Source organism: Paucidesulfovibrio gracilis DSM 16080 (genome assembly GCF_900167125.1).
Classification (GTDB): Bacteria; Desulfobacterota; Desulfovibrionia; order Desulfovibrionales; family Desulfovibrionaceae; genus Paucidesulfovibrio; species Paucidesulfovibrio gracilis.
Genome location: NZ_FUYC01000004.1, coordinates 23,179 through 41,967, shown reverse-complemented (window position 1 = coordinate 41,967; position 18,789 = coordinate 23,179). Strand labels below are relative to the sequence as shown.

The window sequence follows — 18,789 nt, the reverse complement described above, 5'->3', positions numbered from 1 at the left end:
CAGCGCACGGCGCGGCAGACGCCGAACCCACGGGGGACACCCGAAGGTGGGGGCATACTCGAAACGCCGGCAAAACGTTCGAGCATGTCCGCCAAATTCTTACCAGCCCTTGGTGGTCATGATCTCCTTGATCTTATCCTCGGTCATCTTCTCGACCAGAACGAGCTTGCGGGCTTGGGCCTTTTTGATCTTGTCGGTCAAAACGTCGATGTCCGCGGGCTTTTCCATGAAATCCATGGCTCCCAGCTTCATGGCCTGTACGCCCTTTTCCAGCGTGGCATGTCCTGTAAGCAGGATAACCTGCATTTCCGGATGCTTCTCACGGATGAACTTGAGCAGGTCAATGCCGTTCATCTCAGGCATCTGCAAATCCAGCACAATGGCGTCATACGAATCCGCATCCACCGCTTTCATGGCTTCGGCCGGATTCTCAGCCGTGGACACGTTCATACCGCGCACAGACATGCGCTCAGACAAGCTCTCCAAAAAATCCTTCTCGTCATCAACGAGCAAAACCTTTTCCGACATAGCGATTCTCCTTAAAGGGACAAACGGTTGCTCTCTATCACCGGCTACTGATTTCCACTGCGCGGCAGACGCACCACCAGGGTGCCGGCGTCGTCTCCCGGCTCCACGCTGGCGGCGAGGCGTCGGGTCAGGCGTTCCAGACTCCCGGGCAGGTCCGCTGGGAAACGGACGCCCGAGAGCGACAATTGGACCCCATCGGCCGGGGCAGCGGCCTGGGGCATTACGGAAAACAGGATCGTACCGCCTGATTCGGCGCCCTCCAGGGCAACATCAATGACGGCGAACAAGAGATGCTCTAAAAAATACGGATCCGTGCGAATAGAGCAGTCCTGACTTTCTCCCATCTCCAACCGGACATTGCGGGCCGCGGCGAGCCGCTGGCAAATTCCCACCATCAGCTCCACACTGGTGACCAGATTCACTTCCCGCACGTCCTCATCAACACTGTGGGCGAAGGTATTCATGTTGCGCACGATGCCGTCGCCACGCTGAATCTGATTCAGGATACTGCGAGATACGCTTTGCAACTTTTCCGGATCCAGAGGACGACCTTTTGCAGCCAACAGACTCAAGTCCTCCAGCAATCCGGCTCCGGCGTGTATCACGGCAAACACGTTTTTTATCTCATGAGATATGGAAGCGCTGACCTTGCCGAAAAATTGCAAATCCTCGCGTTCCACATCATCGTGCCTTTCACCGCTCATGCCTCATGCTCCTTGCCGAAAACATTATCTCTCTATTCCATGGCCTTATGGATACGCTCCACAAGATCTTCAATGCGTACCGGCTTAATCAGGTATGATTCCGCCTCTGCCGAACCGACCTTGAAATCTTCTTCGGATCCATGCCCGGAAAGAAAAATAAACTTCATGTCGGGAACCAGCTCCGCCAAGCGCCGACGCAACTCCAAACCGCCCATGCGCGGCATCTTCATATCCAGGACAGCCACATCGTAGTTCCCTGCCTTGACCATCTTCAGCGCCTGCTCTCCGGTCTCAGCCCACTCTGTGGGCATTCCCCGCATGCTCAGCCGTTCGGCCATGGCCGAGACCAGTTCGGCCTCATCATCAACCAGAAGAATGTTCATGGTTCGCTCCCTCTTTGATATTGGCCTGGAGCGGCAAGGTAATGGCAAAGGTCGTCCCCTTCCCCACTTCGCTTTCCACGGTCATTTCGCCGCCCAGTTCCTGTACAAGTCCATATGTGATGGACAGTCCCAACCCTGTTCCTCCCCGCTTTTTCTTTGTCGAAAAGAACGGTTCAAAAATGCGCTTCCGGTCCGCCTCAGGAATACCGCATCCGTTATCCTTCACGATAAAGCGAATGGCATCCCGACCGTAACGGTCCGCGGCCACTTCCAGACGCCCCCCGTCATTCATGGCCTGAAACGCATTGTTCACCAGGTTGAGCAAAATTTGTTGCAGCTTGCCCCGATCAGACTCGAATTCCGGCAATTGTTCGTCGATCCGCAAATCAATGGTGATGCTCCGATACTCCGCTTCCTTGTGCAAAAAGCCGAGCACTTCCTCCACCAACTTGCCAAAACGGATTTGTTCCACACGAACATCAATATGCCGCGCAAACCCGAGAAGCCGCTTGGTAATGGTTCCGCAACGCTCCACCGAGCTGATGATGGAATCCACAATCCCTACAAGGCGCACGTCCTCGGCATACTCTTTTTTATACGTAAAGAGGTCGCGTATCAGACCAGCCTTTTCATTGATGATTGCCAAAGGGTTGTTGATTTCATGCGCCACGCCCGCGGCAAGTCGGCCAATGGAGGCCATACGGTTGGTATGCTCCATATGATGCAGCGTCTTGGCCCGGGTCTGGTCCGCCAGATAAATCTTCCCCACCATGTACGTGGCCACCCCGGCAATAACCAAAAGGATAACAGCGACGCTGACCACCAACAACCAAAGCAACTCAATGCGGATGCTCTGCCATGGCTTCATCAGCTCGGCCGTGGGTTTGACCAGCAGCAGAATGAACGGCGTATCCGTAATATAGGCATACCCGACGATCACTTCCCTGTTGGTTTCATCCCTGGCCAACATCACCTGGGTGGTATCCGAATACTTCGGAATCCGCAGGGCCGTGTGCGACAACACCGGTCCATTCCATCGCGAAGGGGTTTGCAGCATGCCATGCACGTCCACAAGAAAGGCGTCCCCGCCGCCGGACAAATCCAGGCTGGATAAGATATTGTTGAACTGTTCCGTATCCAACGTTGCCCGAAGAACGTATTGCTGCCCATTCGAATTGGCTGGACACTTGATGGCCACAATGAGGTGAGGCACGTCACGGTATCCACGGAACACGCTGCTGATGAACGCGCCGCGTTCCTTGGCCTTCTGGAACCAAGCCTGGGCACTGTAATCCCGCCCCTGGAGCTGGTACGGTCCCACGTAGGCCACCTGCCGCCCGGAATCGTCAATAAGCCCCAGGTCCACAAACCCGCCGAACCCCTGCTTGAGCGCCTCCAGCACCTCGGCCAACCGCCGGGTATCTGCAAGCCTGGTCACGTCTTCCTGGATGGCGACATATTTCAAGGCGTTTTTTCGTTCATCCAGAAAGTAACTCACAGCCCGCCTCGTGTTGGACGTGGTCCTGGCGGCGCGCAAGAGGTTCTCGGACTCCAATGAGGTCCGGGTCACGTTGTAGTCGATGAAGGTCATGACAATAAGCGGCACCAATGCAACCACCGCAAGCACACCGATGGCGAGCCACCAGATACGGCGATAGTTGAACAGGCTTTTATACGGCCCGGCATCGGGATCCGTATCCCAAAACTCCGGAATGAGCCGGCGCAGCTTTGTCAATACCTTCACGACCACACCCTCGTCAGCCGTTCACGCGGCGAATTTTTTCGTTAGCTTCCTTCAAGGTTTTGCTGAGGACGTCGATATCTACGGGTTTGTGCAGATAGGCAAATGCCCCAAGTTCCATGCACACTTCCCGGTCTTCCTCGGAACCATGCCCGGTAAGAATGATGACTTCGATTTCAGGGCGACTCTGCTTGACCCGACGCAGCACTTCGATGCCGTCGATCCCGGGCATTTTCAGGTCCAGGATCATGACTTCGGGTTCGTCCTCCTCCACCAGGTTCAGAGCGGATTCCCCATCGTACACCACGGCGGACCCCATATCACGGAGCATAAGCCGCTCAGAGAGGGTCTGCACGAATTCCCGTTCATCGTCCACCAGCAACACCTTGGACGGAACCTCAAAGTCCACCTTGCGGTAGATGTCGGTCTGGTGGAACTGCTTGCCCACACCGGTCTCCACGCTACGGACACCTTCCACCTTCCCGACAATGTCGGCGAGTTCCCGTTCCAGACGTTCCAACATGAGCACGTTCTTGTTGATGGTCAGCTTGACCTTGCCGTTATCGGCGGCAACATTCACATTATGCCCTTCGTTGGCCAAAACGGTCTCCACCCGGGCGGACAGCAGGAAATCCTCAACCGCATCCCGGCTGGAGTGCCGAACCCGAACAGCCTCATTGCCTGCTTGCTCCGCTATGAGATCGGCGGCTTTTTCCACACCGACCTTGGGGACGGGTACCACCATATCATACAATTCATCATTCCAGGGATCATCGACGCCCTTCAGCGTGTTGACCCAGGCAGCACGGTCCTCGTCGTCCTTATGGATCAACTTGTGCGCATGCTTTTCCGCATAGCCCTCTTCCTTTTCCGCCAGGGCAAGCCGATCCTTGATCCCTGCAATCAGGCAGACGCGCAGAATGTGGCCAATATGGGCAGGAGGAAGCTGGGAAGCAAATCCGGAAAACAGCAGGTTATCGGCATTGAGCAGCTTCTGCGCCATGGCCAAACGTAGCCAGGCCACGGAGCGCTCTTTTTCATGACTGAACTTGTTGAACACGGACGTCCCGGCTTGAAAAGCGCGGGTAATTTTGTCCTCGGCCATGCCGGACAATTCGGCTGCATCGGCCACGATCTCCTGATCCGTGACAAGACGATACCCGGTGGCGTCCAACACGCGTTTGACCACGACACCTGCTTCGCAGAACAGGCCGTTGAATACGGTAATGACGGACATATTGTCTTCTCCTGTGTTTGTCCCGCTAAGCGAGGCGGCAGAATGTGGTCAGGGGGCAGGATTCCTCCTGGCCTTCCCTGTGGGCCTTTTCGTGCGTGGCGCAAAGAGCGCTTTCCATGGTCACGAACACATTTTCCCTGCCGATTTTCTCCAGCAAGTGCGTACGCTCCAGCACGGCCATAACCGCTTCGTTCACACCGGCCAGGCAGATTCCCATTCCGTTGCTGCGCACACGATCCACAATGAGCGACAGGGCTTCCTCGCCGGAGGCATCCATATCATTGATACCATTGGCAACAATAATGATCTGCCTGAGCTTAGGCATATTCATCATGCGATCCGTAATCTGGTCTTCCAGGAAGCTCGCGTTGGCGAAGAACAACGGACCGTCAAAGCGGACCACGGCGATGTGTTCGCATTCCTTCAGGCCATGCACACCGGCGTCGCGCAACGAATCATCCTCGGAGCGCGACAACGAGGCCACCCGGGGCCGCATGCTCTTGTAGAGGAATACGCCCAGAGAAAGAGCCACGCCCACCATGATGCCCTTGTCCAGATGCGGCGCAAAGGCCAACGTGCAGACAAAGGAAATGATGGAAATAGCGCCGTCATACCATTGGGCTTTCCAGGCATGAATGAAGCCCGAGGCGTTGATCAGGCCGATGACCGCCATCATGATAACGGCCGCCAGGACGGCCTGAGGCAAATGATACAGCAGCGGAGTAAAGAACAACAGCACAACCACAACCATAAGCGAAGTGAATACGCTGGACATGCCTGTGACGGCTCCGGCCTGCAGGTTTACGGCGGAACGTGAAAAAGACCCGGATGCGGGATAACTCTTTCCACAGGCGCCGATCATGTTGGCCAACCCCTGACCGATGAGTTCCTGGTTTGGATCCAGGCGCTGGCCGGTCTTGGCGGCCATGGCCTTGGCAATGGAAATGGCTTCCATGAATCCGAGCAGAGAAATGATGGCCGCATACGGCAACAGGTGCAAAAGAACCTTGAGGTCAATGTCCGGGACAGTGATGGAAGGAATGCCCGAGGGAACCGTACCAACCACGGCGCCTCCGCCCATCATCCTTAAGGACGCGGTATCCAGCGCCTTATTTCCCACCTTGATGCGCCAGGTGCGGCCATCCGGTTCCATACCCGCAGGGACACCCCCCTGCGCGTAGAATTCCAGATTCCCATCCACACCGTTGGCCCCGGTAAAAAGCATCTCCCGCAGGGCGGCCCGGCTTTCCGACGCCTCATGCTTAAGGCGGGCGATGCGGACGCCAAGCACACTGAGGTCATGCTGCACATCCAACATGGCCACCGTGTCGTCCGCTTCCTTGGCGGCTTCAAGCTGTTTCGTCAAACCGGTCCGCTCGGCGGCCAACTCGTCCACACCCTGGACAGCGCTGTTGAAGGAAACCACCGCCTGGTGCGCGGGTTCATACATCACAGCGTCCAGAGAGACCTTGGCATCATGATTGAATCCGGTAGCCCAAGACAAGAGCGTGGTGATGACCACAGCCACCAAAACGTTCGGAATCCGGGGATTGATGCGTTTCAAGACGATCATGATGGCAAAGGCCAACGCCCCCATCGCCAGCGTAGGCCAGTGCGTGTAATGGAAGGCGGACTCCACCACCCGCATGATGGTCTCATAATGATGCGCGGCCTTGTCCACATACACGCCGAACATCTTTGAAAGCTGGGACGATGCAATGATGATGGCCGCAGCATTGGTAAAACCGTTGACCACGGGATGAGAAAGGAAGTTCACCACAAGCCCGAGCCGAAGCACTCCCAATGAGAACTGAAACAACCCCACCATAAGCGCCAAAAGGATGGCGTATGCAATGTACCCCTCGCTACCCGCCGTAGCCAAAGGTTCCAGCGAAGCCGCGGTCATCAGGGAGACCACTGCCACCGGGCCTGTGGCGAGCTGCCGGCTCGAGCCGAACAGCGCTGCGATCAAAGGGGGCAAAAACGAGGCATACAAGCCGTAATACGCGGGCATACCCGCCAACTGCGCATAGGCCATGGACTGCGGGATCAGCACCAGGGCCACGGTAAGCCCGGAAATGGCGTCGGCGCGCAACTTGGCGGCATCGTAGCCCTTAAACCAGCCGATAAAAGGGAAAATTTTCGTCAACATCCAGCCTCTACCTCTCGTTAGCCTGCAGCATCCTGCGGCACGATCGCAACAATTCGTTGAAGAGCGCGCCCGCATCATACAGATTGTAGTTTTTAAACCGCACCAGGCCATCAACCATCGTATAGATGATTAGCGCAGACTTTCGCGGCTGCACGTCGGGGTGGATGGAACCATCCTGCTTCCCCCGGGTTACGGCCTGCTCGAAAAAGTCCACCAGACAATTGTAGATCGCTTCCAGATTCTCCCGAAACTCCGGACTTGTTTCCGCGAATTTATAGAGATCATGCCTGTGCAAAAGCAAAAAACGATCTTCCATCAGCCCGGCAAGATAAAGAAAAAACGCCACTGTTTCCTCGACCATATCCAATCCGGAAGCAAAAGAGCGGTCCCGAAAAAAAGCCTCAAATTGGCCGACAATGGCCTCTCGGGTTTGCTCCAGAATTGCTAGCAACAGCCCTTCCTTATTTTTGAAATGATAGAAGAGCGTTCCTTCCGCCGCTCCGGTCAATCGAGAGATTTCCTGCACGGACGTGCCGGCGAACCCCTGATTGGCGAACATGACGGTGGCAATTTTGAGTATGGCGTCTTTTTTCTTCATGCCTCATCCACTCCCGTAAAAACTGAGCAAGTGGTCAGTTTCTATTTTTACTATGTGCAACCATCGATAATGTCAAAAAAACAGGCGAAACTGAGCAAACACTCAGTTTCGCCTGTAACCTTTCGAAAATACTTTGTGATTTAGTTCACATTTCTTTTCTCCACTTTGGAAAATTACTTTTTTTTCAATTTCTGAAAATCCGATATACAAAATACACAAGGCGATTCCCGAAGGAATCGCCTAACGTCGATGGATTGCCAACAGCAGGGGCTATACGGGACGGTTCATCAACGCCCCCCCAAAAGTAACCTCGGAGTCCGTCAAGGCTTTTTCGGCCATTTCACCCGAAAAATCCCTCAGATGCGAAGCGAGACGAACCAATTCATCGGCCGGAATTTTCCGAATCACCTTATCGGTCTCTGGATCGCGCACTTCGACCTGCACTCCTTCAGCGTCCTCCCGAACTTTGAAACGGAGTTCCACGCCGTGAGCCTGCAAAGCTTCCCTGGTCTGTTCCAACGCCTGGTCAAGACGTTGCTCCCGGGATGGCTCATTCAGCGCTTCCGGAGCAGGCACGTTCTTGCGAGCAACACGCCCTGCCCCCTCATCCTGCAGACGAAGTTCTACATCCCGACCGGATCGGCGCTCCTCCCGTCGGTCATGCCTCCCCACCACGCGCCCGACCTGTTCCGCACTCTGCGCCACATCACGACGCATCGCGGCTGACGGGGCTTCGATGTACTTTACCAGATCCATGGCTGCTCCTCCGCCTACAATTATGCGTTACGTCCTTCTTATCGACATGTTCCCAAAAATCTTTACCCCCCAACCAGAAGACAACCACTCATCAAAAAAAACGCTCAGGCGAGTTTGCCTGAACGCTTTTCAGCTTGTTGACCAACATCTTTCCACTCCTGGCCATCAGCAGGTTACGGACTACAGGACAATCATCAGACCAGCTGATTCACGCCCCCACTTTCCAGCATGGAGAGAGCCAATTCCTTTTCGCGATCCATCCTGTTTTGCACACTTTCGCGCACTCGGGTTGAGGAAGATCCGAACTGCGTCTTCCGGTAATCGTAGACCTCGCCAATAAGCTGACGCGCAAAGTCGCGATGCTCCGGCGATGTTTGAATCTGCTGCATGACCCGGTCAAAAATTTCGGCAGCGCCTGTGGCGCCATGCTGCACAGAAGTACTCCAAAGCACCTCCCGGGCCGCCAACGGCAGAGAATCAACGTCCACCCCGGTTTCCGCGAGAATTTTTTCCCTGGCAGGTTGGTAATGGTCCTGTCGAATGAACTGCCGCTGGATCAACTCAAACCGCTCCGGATCCTCCCTGGCAATCGCACGCCACTGGTCAGGCATACCGCCTCTGCGTCCCCCGGTATTGGCCGGTCCCGCAGCACGCAGCCGGTCCGCCCACTCCGGTGCCTTCTCGTCCAAAAAATTGAGAAAACGCTCCATGGTTCCGGTTCGGGATGCGATCTGAAATTTGCCATAGGAGGTACCGCCTACGCGATCATATCCAACAGCTCCCACACCCCGGTCACCGGATTCGAAAATAGCGGAAAGCGCTCCGTCCACCACCGCATTCCGGGGCGAATCCACGACTTGGGCACGGACCACATGCGTGGAGGCACCTCCTCCTGCCTGCCCCTTATCCATGATACGCGAAATGGTGGCCAGCGCATCCATCATCAGGCCATCACTCATCATCGTCCCGCCGGCGAACGATCCAGCGCTCCGGGGTTGAGAGTCCTCACCGTCCCCCAACAACTGCATGGCCATCCGCATCTCGGTCTGAAACGCCAAATCTCTGGCCCGCACAGGGTCTGGACGCCCTCCCCCCATGGTCGAAGCGCCTTGCCTGGCGTGCAACGCCTGCAAAAATTGTGTGTAGTTGATTTCGGACATTCCGATTCCCCCTGTCAAAATCCGGACGCCTGATGGTCCTCTGTTTCAAGGAAAGCACATAGCGTGCCACCGCAGACAACAGCTTAGAACCATGGGGGAAATGTCTCAAAGCGAACAACGGATAAGAATTCTCCGATTCCACACGTCAGGAACCGATCAAGCGTTGAAATACCGAATCCTCCCGCAGCAACTGAATAAACTTACGATGCCCCGCGGGAAAGGCAAAATCGTCCAGTTCATTTACAGTCACAAACCGGCCGTCAACAGCTTCATACGTTGCGGGCGTCCGCACTTCATCGGCATATTGAAGATAAAAACAATGCAGCGTCACACGAAATTTGGTGTAGCTATACTGCACCACGCCACATTTGTGTATCGGCAGCACATCCAGCCCGGTTTCCTCCACATACTCACGGATCACGGCCTGTTCCGGAGTTTCACCCTCCTCAATGCCGCCGCCGGGAAACTCCCAAAGCCCGGGCCATACGTCGTCCGGACGACGCTTCTGAATGTAGACCTTTCCCTGATGAATCAACGCTCCCGTAGCCACGGTCACCTTGACCACAGCCTGTTTTTTCCCGGGTACAGGCCGCTCTCTCTCCACCCCCAGGGAGTGGGCGCGACACAGGCTGGCAACAGGACAGGATGTGCAATCCGGTTTTTTGGGAGTACAGACCAAAGCTCCCAGTTCCATCAACGCCTGATTGAAGCATCGGGCCTGCCCCTCTGGAATCAGGGCCAACGCACGATCCTCGATAAACCCGTGGGTCGCGGCCTGCTTCACGGGCTTGTCCAGATCATAAACACGGGCCAATACCCGTTCCACATTGGCGTCCACGGCCACATACGGCTGATTATACGCCACGCTCATGATGGCTCCAGCGGTATAGGGTCCGACCCCCGGCAAGGCCAGCACCTGCTCATACGTATCAGGAAATCCACCGTTTTCCGCCATGGCCCGTGCGGCTTTAAGCATATTCCGTGCACGACTGTAATATCCCAATCCCTCCCAGGCATGCAGGACGTCATCCTCCCGAGCCAGGGCCAACGCCCGCAAATCGGGGAATCGCTCAACCCAGCGCTGAAAATACTCCACCACGCGGGTCATCTGGGTTTGCTGAGCCATTATCTCTGAAACCCATACATGGTAAGGATCATAGGAAGTTCGCCAGGGCAGAGCGCGCCCATTTTCCGCAAACCAGGAACAAAGCCGGGGACCAAGGGAACGCGTAATGGAATCGGAAGAATCTGAATTCGTATCAACCATGGAGGCGTGTGTACTCTGGAGCGCTTCCGGGGGCAAGTGGCAGAAGGTGTGAGTCCCCCCGTAGAAACTATCCGGCTCGTCCCTGCCCGGCCACCTCGGCCTGGGCCTTTGCCACGGCTTCCGAATTACCGAGGTATTTTTTAGCAAGAGGGCGCATGTCCTGATCCAATTCATATAATAAAGGAATTCCCGTTGGGATATTCACATCCATGATCGCTTGTTCGTCCAGCCCATCCAGGTGCTTGACCAGGCCACGCAGGGAATTGCCGTGTGCCACAACCAGTACCCGACGCCCTGCCTGCAAATCCGGCACGATAACATCGTGCCAATAAGGCATGGTCCGTTCAATGGTCTGTTCAAGACTTTCCCCAACGGGCAGATCCGCACGGGGCAAGTCGTCATATCGAAGGTCCAATCCCGGCCATCGGGAGTCGGACGGCTCCAGCGGCGGGGGCGCAACGGCGTATCCACGTCGCCAGGCAAAAACCTGCTCCTCGCCATACTCAGCAGCTGTCTCTGCTTTATTCAACCCTTGCAATGCTCCGTAATGACGCTCATTCAGCCGCCACGTTTTCCGAACGGGAAGCCAAAGTCGGTCCATGACATCCCGCACAATCCAAAGAGTGCGAATGGCCCGCTTTAATAGCGAAGTATGACAGACATCGAAGTCAAGCCCCTCGGCAAGCAATTGAGAAGCCCCTTCCCGGGCTTCTTCCCGGCCTTGATCCGAAAGATCAACATCCGTCCATCCCGTAAAACGATTTTCCAGATTCCAAACACTCTGACCATGCCGGATCAAAACAAGACGGTGCATGCGTGCTCCTTTGAAAACCGCCACCATTGTTGCTACTTTTTTTTCTTCGACTCCGATTGCTGCGCCTCATCCATCGGACGCTCGAAGAGTTCCTTTTTCTTCCGTTCAAAGGAAATGGCGGTTTTCAACAAGGATACCACAAGTGCCAATACGCTCAAAATGAGAATCAGGCCTTTTTGAAACTCCCATTGCTGTTCCCGAATCATGTCCACAATCCAAACATTTTCCATGGACCGAGTGAAATATATAAACAAAGGGAGTCCAACCAAACCCAACCCCAAGCCGATCACCTCAAACCAGATAAAACTCCGCCCAAGCATCAGCACAAACAACGTGGTGTCGCGAACAATACGCAGCGTAACCAAACGCTTTTGCAATGCGCTCAAGCGTTGCTCCACTTCATCCAGATAGGAGCCAGCCTGACGAAAGTTTTCCGCTGCCTTGATGTGCTGATGGTTAACCCAATTAATTTTCTCAACACAATAATTGAAATCCTTGTTGAACTCCAAAAGCAGCTTGGGAAACGGAAACCAGGCCGCTTCCTGTTGCACGTCCTTCAGGCGCTCCACAAGATAGTCCACTTTGGCTTGCATCCGCTTGATATCCCGCTCCACCTGGCGGGATAATTTGTCTTCAAATAGAGCCAATTCACGAATCAATTCCCGAAACGCCACAAAGTTATTCAGTTTTGCCAAGCCCTGCATGTGCTCCAAGGAACGTTTGGCCGGTTCATAAAATTCGTGGTCTTCGCCGAAACGCTGATCAATCTCACCGCTCAGCGCGTCAACCCGCTCCCGTTGCCGCATGACCTCGGCTTCAGCCAAGGCCCAGCGATCCCACATGGCGGAAAGCACATGAGCACGACCACGGTCCAGCTCCGGATCAATCAATGCCCTGTTGAAAAAATTGGGATCCTGCTGAAACAAATCATCAAGCATTTCGATAGCCTGACCGGTGAATCCCAGCTTCACCATACAGACTCCGCCGCGATACAATGTTTCCAACCAATTGGGGGAAACCGTCAAAGCCCGCTTATACAGCGTAGCCGCTTCCTTATAATCCCCTTCAATCTCAAAGCTACGCGCCTGGAGGTACACGAAAAAGCCCTGCTGCAAGGGGGTGTACCCCATGCGCTCCGCCTCCTGCCAATAAAAACGCGCCTGATGATGATCGCCCTGCTCCATGGCAACATAGCCCTGCAGGGATGATGGTATGAAACTGCGGGCGTACTTTAATCGGAGCTGCTTCAACAACGCGCCGGTTCGCTCATAATCCCTGGCTCGGAACGTCTCCATGGCCGTGTTGACGAACTGTCCCTCCTCGGGAACAAGCTGCCGCAACCCTTGCGGCCACTCCTTTCCCCGGCTGCGCCAGACCCGCTCCAACACTCTGAATTGCGCGGGACTGTTAATTTCAAACATGGCAGCGGCCATGATATTCTCAGGCTTTTTGCCCGAAGCAAGTAAACCAGCCAACGAGTCCAAGGTGTTTTCCGAATCCAGGGCATCGTCGAGACTGCGCATGGCCTTCGGAAACTCCTTGATGTCCATCCCTGCTAAGGCCTTCCAGACCCCCGGCCGGGGATCCTCAAGATTGCGGGACGGGCATTCCGCCGAGGCATGACTTCGAAGCCCGCAATAAAAACATTCGGAATCCTGGGTCGCCAACATGAGTTTACGTGGTAGAATGACCTCTGCCGCGCTCTTGGATTTTTCACCCACATCTTCAGCCAGACTGACATTGCACCAGGAATCCAACGACTCCTCGCCGCCATACCGGGCTTCGTTAACGACGAACCCTTCCCCAAGCATCAAGCCGTCACGATAGGAAAAATGCGGAAGATCAGGGCTGAGCTTGTTCCAATCCAAATTGAACTTATGCGTCACCTCTTCAGTAAACTGACGCCCCTTTTGGGATACCGCAGCCATGACACAGGGCCAGTAGGTTCGTTCTGATTCCTCCTTTGTGGCGGCAATGAGCCGCAGCAGCTCGGCAATAAACCCGCGCAACGAACGCAACCCCCGAAGCGAGACGATCAGAACCTCTTCACGGGTGCCAACCAGGTAACGGACATTCAGGCGCGTAAAGAGCTTCTTTATCTCTTCGGCCCAGGCCCGCCAGCCCATGATGCTATCCTTCTCGCCCATGCGGCCCACCGGCTTGATCACAAAAAACCAGTTCAAAACCGTTTCGTAATCCAACCCCTCATCCGCGTCGAAAAGACGCCAGTCCACGTTGGCCAAGCCGGGCATGCTCCCCTTTTGCTGCAGACTCAGCCCGGAAATACGCTGAACATCCTCCGTAAGCTTCGGGTGTATCCAGGCCTCGAATTCCTTGGGTGGGTCAACACTCTGCTTGCCCAGTTCCGTAGGAAATGCCATGGAAAGGGTCAGGTCATACCCGACAAGAACCGTAACGGGCATGATCTGACAAAAAAGTGGCATGGGATTGAGGCGCGACCATATCTGCAGCCGCCCCAAAGCCCGAAACACCTCAGGGGTCGGAGAAAGCCAGAGCGCCTGCCCGTCCGCCTCAGCCATGGGGATTGCCCCATAGTCCTTCAAGGTATGGGGCACGGCCGTATTGAGGGCACCGTTCCAGACGAGCCACACGCAATATCCGGAACCGATCATTCGTGACTGTGAGACCTTCGGCAGGACTTGCAAAAGAGAAGAAATACTGCTCATCTGGCTACCTCAACAACTCAAGGAGAAAGGCATGGACCTGACTAAAACCATTGCGGAACTAAAGACCCAACCAGGGTTTACGGAAAACGTCGGCATGATGCTCATTCATAACGGAGTGGTACGGGGTTGGTCCAGAAAAGACCGCAACACTGTAACCGCCGTAGACGTTCAGCCGGATCTCGACAAAATAAAACAACTTTGCCGGGAATGCGAACAGCGCCCCGGCATCTGGCGGGCTGTAGCGCAGGCCAACAAAGGACATCTCGTGCCTGGCGATGACCTGCTCTTCATCATTGTTGCCGGGGACATCCGCGAGAACGTCAAGCCCGCTCTAGCCGATCTGCTGGACCAGATCAAATCCCAGGCCGTCACCAAGCAGGAAGTGTTTGCCTGAACCCCGGCGTATTTCGCAGGGCATTTGAAAACATGCAAAAAAAAGTCCAATAGGACTTGATTATAGTCGGGAAACGTCCTGGCCGTCATGCCCGACCCCGACCGGAACAACGCAATGAACATTATTCAGGTCGCCAACGTCCGCTGGTTCAACGCCACCGCATGGTACGCCCTGTACCTCAGCAAACTGCTGCAGCAGGACGGACATAACGTGCTTGTACTCACGTTGCCGGATACGCCGCCGGACAGCATGGCCCGCGACATGGGCCTGCACACACTGCCCATGGACCTCAATTCCAACAACCCGTTGCGGCTGGCACGCACCTGCGTGGATATGGTCCGCCTGGTGCGCTCTTTCCAGCCCCAGATCATCAACTGCCACCGTGGAGAAAGCTTTTTTCTCTGGGGCATGCTCCGAAAGCTGGGACTGCCATTTCAACTGGTGCGGACCAGAGGCGACCAACGCGCTCCACGCAGTGATTTCTTCAACCGTTGGCTGCACAAAAATGTAGCCTCCTCCGTGGTGGTAACCAACAAACGCATGGCATCCCATTTTCTCAAAACCATGCGCACTCCAGAGGACCAGGTCTGGTGCATCCACGGCGGAGTCGATCGGAAGACCTTTGCCTTCGATGCCCAAGGCCGTCGACGTGTCCGCGAGGAATTCGGCTTTGGTCCAAACGATTTCGTCATCGGGCTGGTGGGACGGTTCGATGAAGTGAAAGGTCAAAAAGAACTGGCCCAGTGCGTAGCACGGTTGCGTGAAAAGCACGGACTCAACCATATCCGGCTGTTTTACATCGGTTTTGAAACCGCCACCAAACAGGACCAAGTTCAACAGTGGATCCAGGAGCTGGGCATTCAGGATATTACGTGCATCAGCGGCAAACGAAACGACATGGCCGCATGCATCTCCGCGCTGGACCTGGGGGTGGTCGCCTCCCTCTGGTCGGAAGCCATTGCCCGCGCCGCACTGGAAATCATGGCCTGTGAACGGCCTCTCGTTTCTTCGGACGTCAATGTCATGCCGGATCTGGTGCCGGACCAAGGTCTTTTCCCTGCAGGAGACAACCAAGCCATGCTTGGCACACTGCTGGCTGCCGTCACCAAGCCGGAGGTACGTGAATCTTTGATTCAAGAAGAAAGAAAAACCATGTCCCAGCTCACGGGGAACGACTTTCTAAAACGAACGCTGAACCTTTACAGCAGTCTCAGCAACAAGGCAGATTAGCGGAAGATTTTTCTGACCATGGGCGACGGCCGACGTGTCGTACTTGTCGGTTCGGTGCGATACGCGGAGGGGAAATAGCACTTGGACCCTCAGACACACACCGCCGGCGTCCCTCTCTCAGCTCCACCAACAAAGAAGGCCGTGCTTAACAGCACGGCCTTCTTTGTTGGTGGACGAACTACAGCCGGTCCATGGGAATCCAGCCAAGATCCTCTTCAAACGGATCGTCGATCTGCGAAGCTATTTCACGCAATTCCATGGATGCTCCACATTTTCGGCAACGCATCACAACCCACGGACAACGACGTGTGGCATAGAGTTCCCCACCGCATTTTCGGCAGGTTTTCGGAGTCCCCGCCGGGGTTTCCCCTTTAAGTCGATCAAATCCCATTATTCCGTCACCAAACCGGGATTTTTTTCTCCCATCGCAATATACAGCGTGGAAAGGGCCGTCTGATAGTCGGCAAGAGCCTGGATAAGTTCGGCTTCGCTGGACGACACGTTGGCCTGTGCATCAAGGACATCCGTATTCGTACCCACCTGGGCCTGATACCGGGCCAAAGCCATACGATAGGATTCCGTGGCTGCGGCAACGGACTTATGCGCCACCTCGATACGATCCCGCGCTTCGACAATATTCAAAAGCGCTTCCTTGACCTCGTACCCGGCGTCAAGCTTGACCTTTTCCAATTCAGCCATAATCTGGGCGACATTTTCATCGGCCTTGAGCGCATCCAGAACCTGGGTAGCGCCTCCAGCCCCCAGAGAGTAGGACATGTTGACACCCGCGGTCCAATACTCCTGACCAGAGTGGCTCCACTGCGCGGCATTTTCTTCCAGATCCATGCCGTTGCCCTTCTTGTAGTAATCCCACTCGGCATCAACGGAAGGTAAGAAATCGCTGGCCGCAATATTAAAATCCTTACGGGCGATAGCCACACTCTTCTCGCCGATACGGATATCCGGCCGTTTGGAGTAGGCTCTGGTCAACGCCTGCTTGAGTTCCATGGCAAAAGGCCGCTCGTCCAGTTCTCCCACGTACTCCACATCCGCCTCCAACGGCAGATTCAGCAACGTATTCAGCTTGGCTTCGCGAGTGGCCACACGGTTACGGGCTTTCACCAACTCCTGTTCAGCGGACGCCAGGTCCGTTTCAGCCTGCAACACGTCGAGACGCGGCTTAAGCCCAACGTCATAGTAAGCCGTGGTCACTTCCAGCTGCGACTTGAGCCGTTCCACGGAATCCTCGGCGCTCTTCACGTCCATACGTCCCTGAAGCAGCCCCAGAAACGTTGTCTGAATCTCACCGATAAGCGTCAATTCCGCCTGCTCAAGTTTCGCCTCGGTCTGTTCCTCCTGAAGCATGCCCTTCTGGAAGGCGTTCAAAAGGGAGATACCGGGAAACAGTGGTTGCGACACATTAATATGAAAAGCCCAAACATCGCGACGGCCACTTGTTGCCGTGGCGGGTTCACGATCCTTATGGGTATAGCCGTATCCCATAGTGGTGGAGGGCAGCATGTCCGTAAACGTGGACCCGGTTTCGTATTCAGCTCCGGAAAGCTGGGCCCGTGCCGCCACAATCGCGGGGTTGGCCTCCAGACCGCGCTCCACACAGGCTTTCATGTCAAAAACCCGGGGCGCACTTTGCGCTGATTCAGCATCACTCTGCTGAGCCCAGACCCCCCCGCAGGAAACCAGCAACAGGGCCAAACTGACGGCAAGCGTCCGTATGTGCATATCTACTCCGTATTCACGCATTTTTCTTGTTCCGTTGTATCTCCACATCGGGTGATTGAAACAGGCGTTTAGCACCATGTTGGATTGCTGACAAGCCTTGTGAAAAAAAGCGTTGAGGTCAGGCTCCGCCACAATCTGAAGGATCGCCGTGGAGTTTTTCCAATGTATGCCGCAATGCCGGAAGCACGACGCCCAGACACTCCCGTACGGCCTTGGGACTTCCCGGCAGATTTATAATCAGCGATAGCCCCAGCGTACCGGCTACGGCTCGGGAAATCATGGCGTGCGGGGTTTTGGCGAGGCTTTCCGACGTCATTGCCCGTTCCATTCCGGGCAGACGCTTCTCAATAACCCGCAGGGTCGCGTCCGGGGCCACGTCACGAGGAGCCACACCGGTTCCACCTGTGGTCACAATGAGGTCTACCCCCTGCCCCCAGGCCAGATCCATCAGCAATAACTGCAAAGAACTTTGATCGTCCGGCAAAAGATAGCCCATCGTAAGGGAAACGTCGAGATGTTCCCCGAGCATTTCACCCACAAGCGGGCCTGCAGTATCGATCCGCTCACCGCGAGCGCCCTTGTCGCTGAGCGTAACCCAGGCCACAGACCACCCCCGACGCTCAACATGAAGACCTTCCCAAAGCCCCGGGGTCAAGTCCCGTTGCGCGGCAAACAAACGCAACGCCCGGCCCGGACGCTCCGGCTCTCCTGGTTCCAAATGAAATCCCACGGCCCGCAATACTGGCCCATGGTCGTCGCAAAGCAATGTACCGGCCCGCAGGGATTCTTTGTGCGTCCAATCAATTTCGACGCGCTCTCCCTTGGAGACGGCATGTTCAAGCTGCACCTGATGCTTGGTTGTGGGCATCATGCCTCCTCTGCTACGGATGCCGCATACTTTCTTACGCGTTCCAAAAAAATATTTCGATTGCCGGGATGCTGCAACACCACTTCATCTGCCATGGGAATACGAGGGAAGCGCTCCTGAAAGGCGCGAGCGAACAGTCCCAGGCTCCAGCCCATCCCGGGAGTGTTTTCAGGATGCCAAATCGGCTTTGGAGTGACGCAGGCGCAACTGGGAGAGTTGCTTTTCAAAACCATGCCATGCACCGGTTCCCTTACGAACCGCTCAATTCGGGGCAACACCCATTCCATCAGTTGCACGGTATAATTCCGCCCGGTACGCAACCCTACGAAAGTGGGGCAAAATACGCTCCCCCCAATTTCCGCAGGCTCCCGAGGGATGGACATCCCGCACTCCACCTCGGGACACAGGGGAACCAACCGGGCCGCGCGCTGCATTGCTTCCACCAGCACAGGCTCGCCACGCTCACCGCCATCATATCGTACACGTTCACCCAGCAGACACCGGCTGATACCGATTTTCAGACACATAAC

At 55.5% G+C, this 18,789-nt stretch carries 18 protein-coding genes; 2 read left to right on the top strand and 16 right to left on the bottom strand.

Going from position 1 to position 18,789, the window contains the following annotated elements:
• Positions 1 to 99 precede the first annotated feature (99 nt).
• The 12 genes from B5D49_RS06450 to B5D49_RS06395 all read right to left on the bottom strand — a co-directional run bounded on the left by B5D49_RS06450 (position 100) and on the right by B5D49_RS06395 (position 13,880).
• Positions 100 to 528, bottom strand: a complete 429-nt coding sequence (locus B5D49_RS06450) for a response regulator (protein ID WP_078716865.1) — start codon at positions 526 to 528, stop codon at positions 100 to 102.
• A gap of 44 nt (positions 529 to 572) precedes the next feature.
• The gene (locus B5D49_RS06445; protein ID WP_078716864.1) at positions 573 to 1,232 is read right to left on the bottom strand and encodes a sensor histidine kinase; all 660 of its coding nucleotides are present in this window, start codon (positions 1,230 to 1,232) and stop codon (positions 573 to 575) included.
• Positions 1,233 to 1,264: 32 nt separating this feature from the next.
• Positions 1,265 to 1,615 carry a response regulator gene (locus tag B5D49_RS06440; protein ID WP_078716863.1) on the bottom strand — a complete coding sequence of 117 codons (351 nt, stop codon included), beginning with the start codon at positions 1,613 to 1,615 and terminating at the stop codon, positions 1,265 to 1,267.
• Positions 1,596 to 3,350: a sensor histidine kinase gene (locus B5D49_RS06435; RefSeq protein WP_078717005.1), complete on the bottom strand. Its 1,755-nt coding sequence runs from the start codon at positions 3,348 to 3,350 to the stop codon at positions 1,596 to 1,598. Before B5D49_RS06435 ends, B5D49_RS06440 begins: the two co-directional genes overlap by 20 nt.
• 22 nt (positions 3,351 to 3,372) lie before the next feature.
• Complete coding sequence (locus B5D49_RS06430) at positions 3,373 to 4,593, bottom strand: response regulator (RefSeq protein WP_078716862.1); 1,221 nt, start codon at positions 4,591 to 4,593, stop codon at positions 3,373 to 3,375.
• Between the two features lie 25 nt (positions 4,594 to 4,618).
• Complete coding sequence (locus tag B5D49_RS06425; RefSeq protein WP_078716861.1) at positions 4,619 to 6,745, bottom strand: SulP family inorganic anion transporter; 2,127 nt, start codon at positions 6,743 to 6,745, stop codon at positions 4,619 to 4,621.
• Positions 6,746 to 6,752: 7 nt separating this feature from the next.
• Positions 6,753 to 7,343: a TetR/AcrR family transcriptional regulator gene (locus tag B5D49_RS06420; RefSeq protein WP_078716860.1), complete on the bottom strand. Its 591-nt coding sequence runs from the start codon at positions 7,341 to 7,343 to the stop codon at positions 6,753 to 6,755.
• A 270-nt stretch (positions 7,344 to 7,613) separates the two neighbouring features.
• Entirely contained in the window at positions 7,614 to 8,099 is a 486-nt protein-coding gene (locus B5D49_RS06415) for a flagellar protein FlaG (protein ID WP_078716859.1), read from the bottom strand.
• A 194-nt stretch (positions 8,100 to 8,293) separates the two neighbouring features.
• Complete coding sequence (locus B5D49_RS06410) at positions 8,294 to 9,259, bottom strand: VgrG-related protein (RefSeq protein WP_078716858.1); 966 nt, start codon at positions 9,257 to 9,259, stop codon at positions 8,294 to 8,296.
• 145 nt (positions 9,260 to 9,404) lie between these two features.
• Positions 9,405 to 10,526, bottom strand: coding sequence for an A/G-specific adenine glycosylase (gene mutY, locus B5D49_RS06405; protein ID WP_078716857.1), 1,122 nt, complete (start codon positions 10,524 to 10,526; stop codon positions 9,405 to 9,407).
• A 67-nt stretch (positions 10,527 to 10,593) separates the two neighbouring features.
• Positions 10,594 to 11,340, bottom strand: coding sequence for a 2,3-diphosphoglycerate-dependent phosphoglycerate mutase (gene gpmA, locus B5D49_RS06400; RefSeq protein WP_078716856.1), 747 nt, complete (start codon positions 11,338 to 11,340; stop codon positions 10,594 to 10,596).
• A 32-nt stretch (positions 11,341 to 11,372) separates the two neighbouring features.
• Positions 11,373 to 13,880, bottom strand: a complete 2,508-nt coding sequence (locus tag B5D49_RS06395) for a tetratricopeptide repeat protein (RefSeq protein WP_234990650.1) — start codon at positions 13,878 to 13,880, stop codon at positions 11,373 to 11,375.
• Positions 13,881 to 14,058: 178 nt separating this feature from the next.
• On the opposite strand from B5D49_RS06395, the gene B5D49_RS06390 reads away from it, so the two are divergent.
• Positions 14,059 to 14,421 (top strand): molybdenum cofactor biosynthesis protein MoaE, encoded by a 363-nt coding sequence (locus tag B5D49_RS06390; RefSeq protein WP_078716854.1) that lies wholly within the window; start codon positions 14,059 to 14,061, stop codon positions 14,419 to 14,421.
• Positions 14,422 to 14,535: 114 nt separating this feature from the next.
• Positions 14,536 to 15,651 carry a glycosyltransferase gene (locus B5D49_RS06385; protein ID WP_078716853.1) on the top strand — a complete coding sequence of 372 codons (1,116 nt, stop codon included), beginning with the start codon at positions 14,536 to 14,538 and terminating at the stop codon, positions 15,649 to 15,651.
• Positions 15,652 to 15,829: 178 nt separating this feature from the next.
• On the opposite strand, the gene B5D49_RS14730 is transcribed toward B5D49_RS06385, so the two are convergent.
• From B5D49_RS14730 to B5D49_RS06370, 4 genes are all read right to left on the bottom strand, one after another.
• The gene (locus B5D49_RS14730; protein ID WP_144019231.1) at positions 15,830 to 16,042 is read right to left on the bottom strand and encodes a dual CXXC motif small (seleno)protein; all 213 of its coding nucleotides are present in this window, start codon (positions 16,040 to 16,042) and stop codon (positions 15,830 to 15,832) included.
• Complete coding sequence (locus B5D49_RS06380; protein ID WP_078716852.1) at positions 16,042 to 17,391, bottom strand: TolC family protein; 1,350 nt, start codon at positions 17,389 to 17,391, stop codon at positions 16,042 to 16,044. Before B5D49_RS06380 ends, B5D49_RS14730 begins: the two co-directional genes overlap by 1 nt.
• 118 nt (positions 17,392 to 17,509) lie before the next feature.
• Complete coding sequence (locus B5D49_RS06375) at positions 17,510 to 18,259, bottom strand: MogA/MoaB family molybdenum cofactor biosynthesis protein (protein WP_234990649.1); 750 nt, start codon at positions 18,257 to 18,259, stop codon at positions 17,510 to 17,512.
• Positions 18,259 to 18,786, bottom strand: a complete 528-nt coding sequence (locus B5D49_RS06370) for a 2-thiouracil desulfurase family protein (RefSeq protein WP_078716850.1) — start codon at positions 18,784 to 18,786, stop codon at positions 18,259 to 18,261. The genes B5D49_RS06375 and B5D49_RS06370 overlap by 1 nt, the downstream gene beginning before the upstream one ends.
• Between the last annotated feature and the right edge of the window lie 3 nt (positions 18,787 to 18,789).

What these genes read in the sequence shown, in the direction of transcription:
- B5D49_RS06450 (WP_078716865.1), bottom strand. Translation starts at nt 528, where the DNA reads ATGTCGGAAAAGGTTTTGCTCGTTGATGACGAGAAGGATTTTTTGGAG.
- B5D49_RS06445 (WP_078716864.1), bottom strand. Translation starts at nt 1,232, where the DNA reads ATGAGCGGTGAAAGGCACGATGATGTGGAACGCGAGGATTTGCAATTT.
- B5D49_RS06440 (WP_078716863.1), bottom strand. Translation starts at nt 1,615, where the DNA reads ATGAACATTCTTCTGGTTGATGATGAGGCCGAACTGGTCTCGGCCATG.
- B5D49_RS06430 (WP_078716862.1), bottom strand. Translation starts at nt 4,593, where the DNA reads ATGTCCGTCATTACCGTATTCAACGGCCTGTTCTGCGAAGCAGGTGTC.
- B5D49_RS06425 (WP_078716861.1), bottom strand. Translation starts at nt 6,745, where the DNA reads ATGTTGACGAAAATTTTCCCTTTTATCGGCTGGTTTAAGGGCTACGAT.
- B5D49_RS06420 (WP_078716860.1), bottom strand. Translation starts at nt 7,343, where the DNA reads ATGAAGAAAAAAGACGCCATACTCAAAATTGCCACCGTCATGTTCGCC.
- B5D49_RS06415 (WP_078716859.1), bottom strand. Translation starts at nt 8,099, where the DNA reads ATGGATCTGGTAAAGTACATCGAAGCCCCGTCAGCCGCGATGCGTCGT.
- B5D49_RS06410 (WP_078716858.1), bottom strand. Translation starts at nt 9,259, where the DNA reads ATGTCCGAAATCAACTACACACAATTTTTGCAGGCGTTGCACGCCAGG.
- mutY (WP_078716857.1), bottom strand. Translation starts at nt 10,526, where the DNA reads ATGGTTGATACGAATTCAGATTCTTCCGATTCCATTACGCGTTCCCTT.
- gpmA (WP_078716856.1), bottom strand. Translation starts at nt 11,340, where the DNA reads ATGCACCGTCTTGTTTTGATCCGGCATGGTCAGAGTGTTTGGAATCTG.
- B5D49_RS06395 (WP_234990650.1), bottom strand. Translation starts at nt 13,880, where the DNA reads ATGGCTGAGGCGGACGGGCAGGCGCTCTGGCTTTCTCCGACCCCTGAG.
- B5D49_RS06390 (WP_078716854.1), top strand. Translation starts at nt 14,059, where the DNA reads ATGGACCTGACTAAAACCATTGCGGAACTAAAGACCCAACCAGGGTTT.
- B5D49_RS06385 (WP_078716853.1), top strand. Translation starts at nt 14,536, where the DNA reads ATGAACATTATTCAGGTCGCCAACGTCCGCTGGTTCAACGCCACCGCA.
- B5D49_RS14730 (WP_144019231.1), bottom strand. Translation starts at nt 16,042, where the DNA reads ATGGGATTTGATCGACTTAAAGGGGAAACCCCGGCGGGGACTCCGAAA.
- B5D49_RS06380 (WP_078716852.1), bottom strand. Translation starts at nt 17,391, where the DNA reads ATGCACATACGGACGCTTGCCGTCAGTTTGGCCCTGTTGCTGGTTTCC.
- B5D49_RS06375 (WP_234990649.1), bottom strand. Translation starts at nt 18,259, where the DNA reads ATGCCCACAACCAAGCATCAGGTGCAGCTTGAACATGCCGTCTCCAAG.
- B5D49_RS06370 (WP_078716850.1), bottom strand. Translation starts at nt 18,786, where the DNA reads ATGTGTCTGAAAATCGGTATCAGCCGGTGTCTGCTGGGTGAACGTGTA.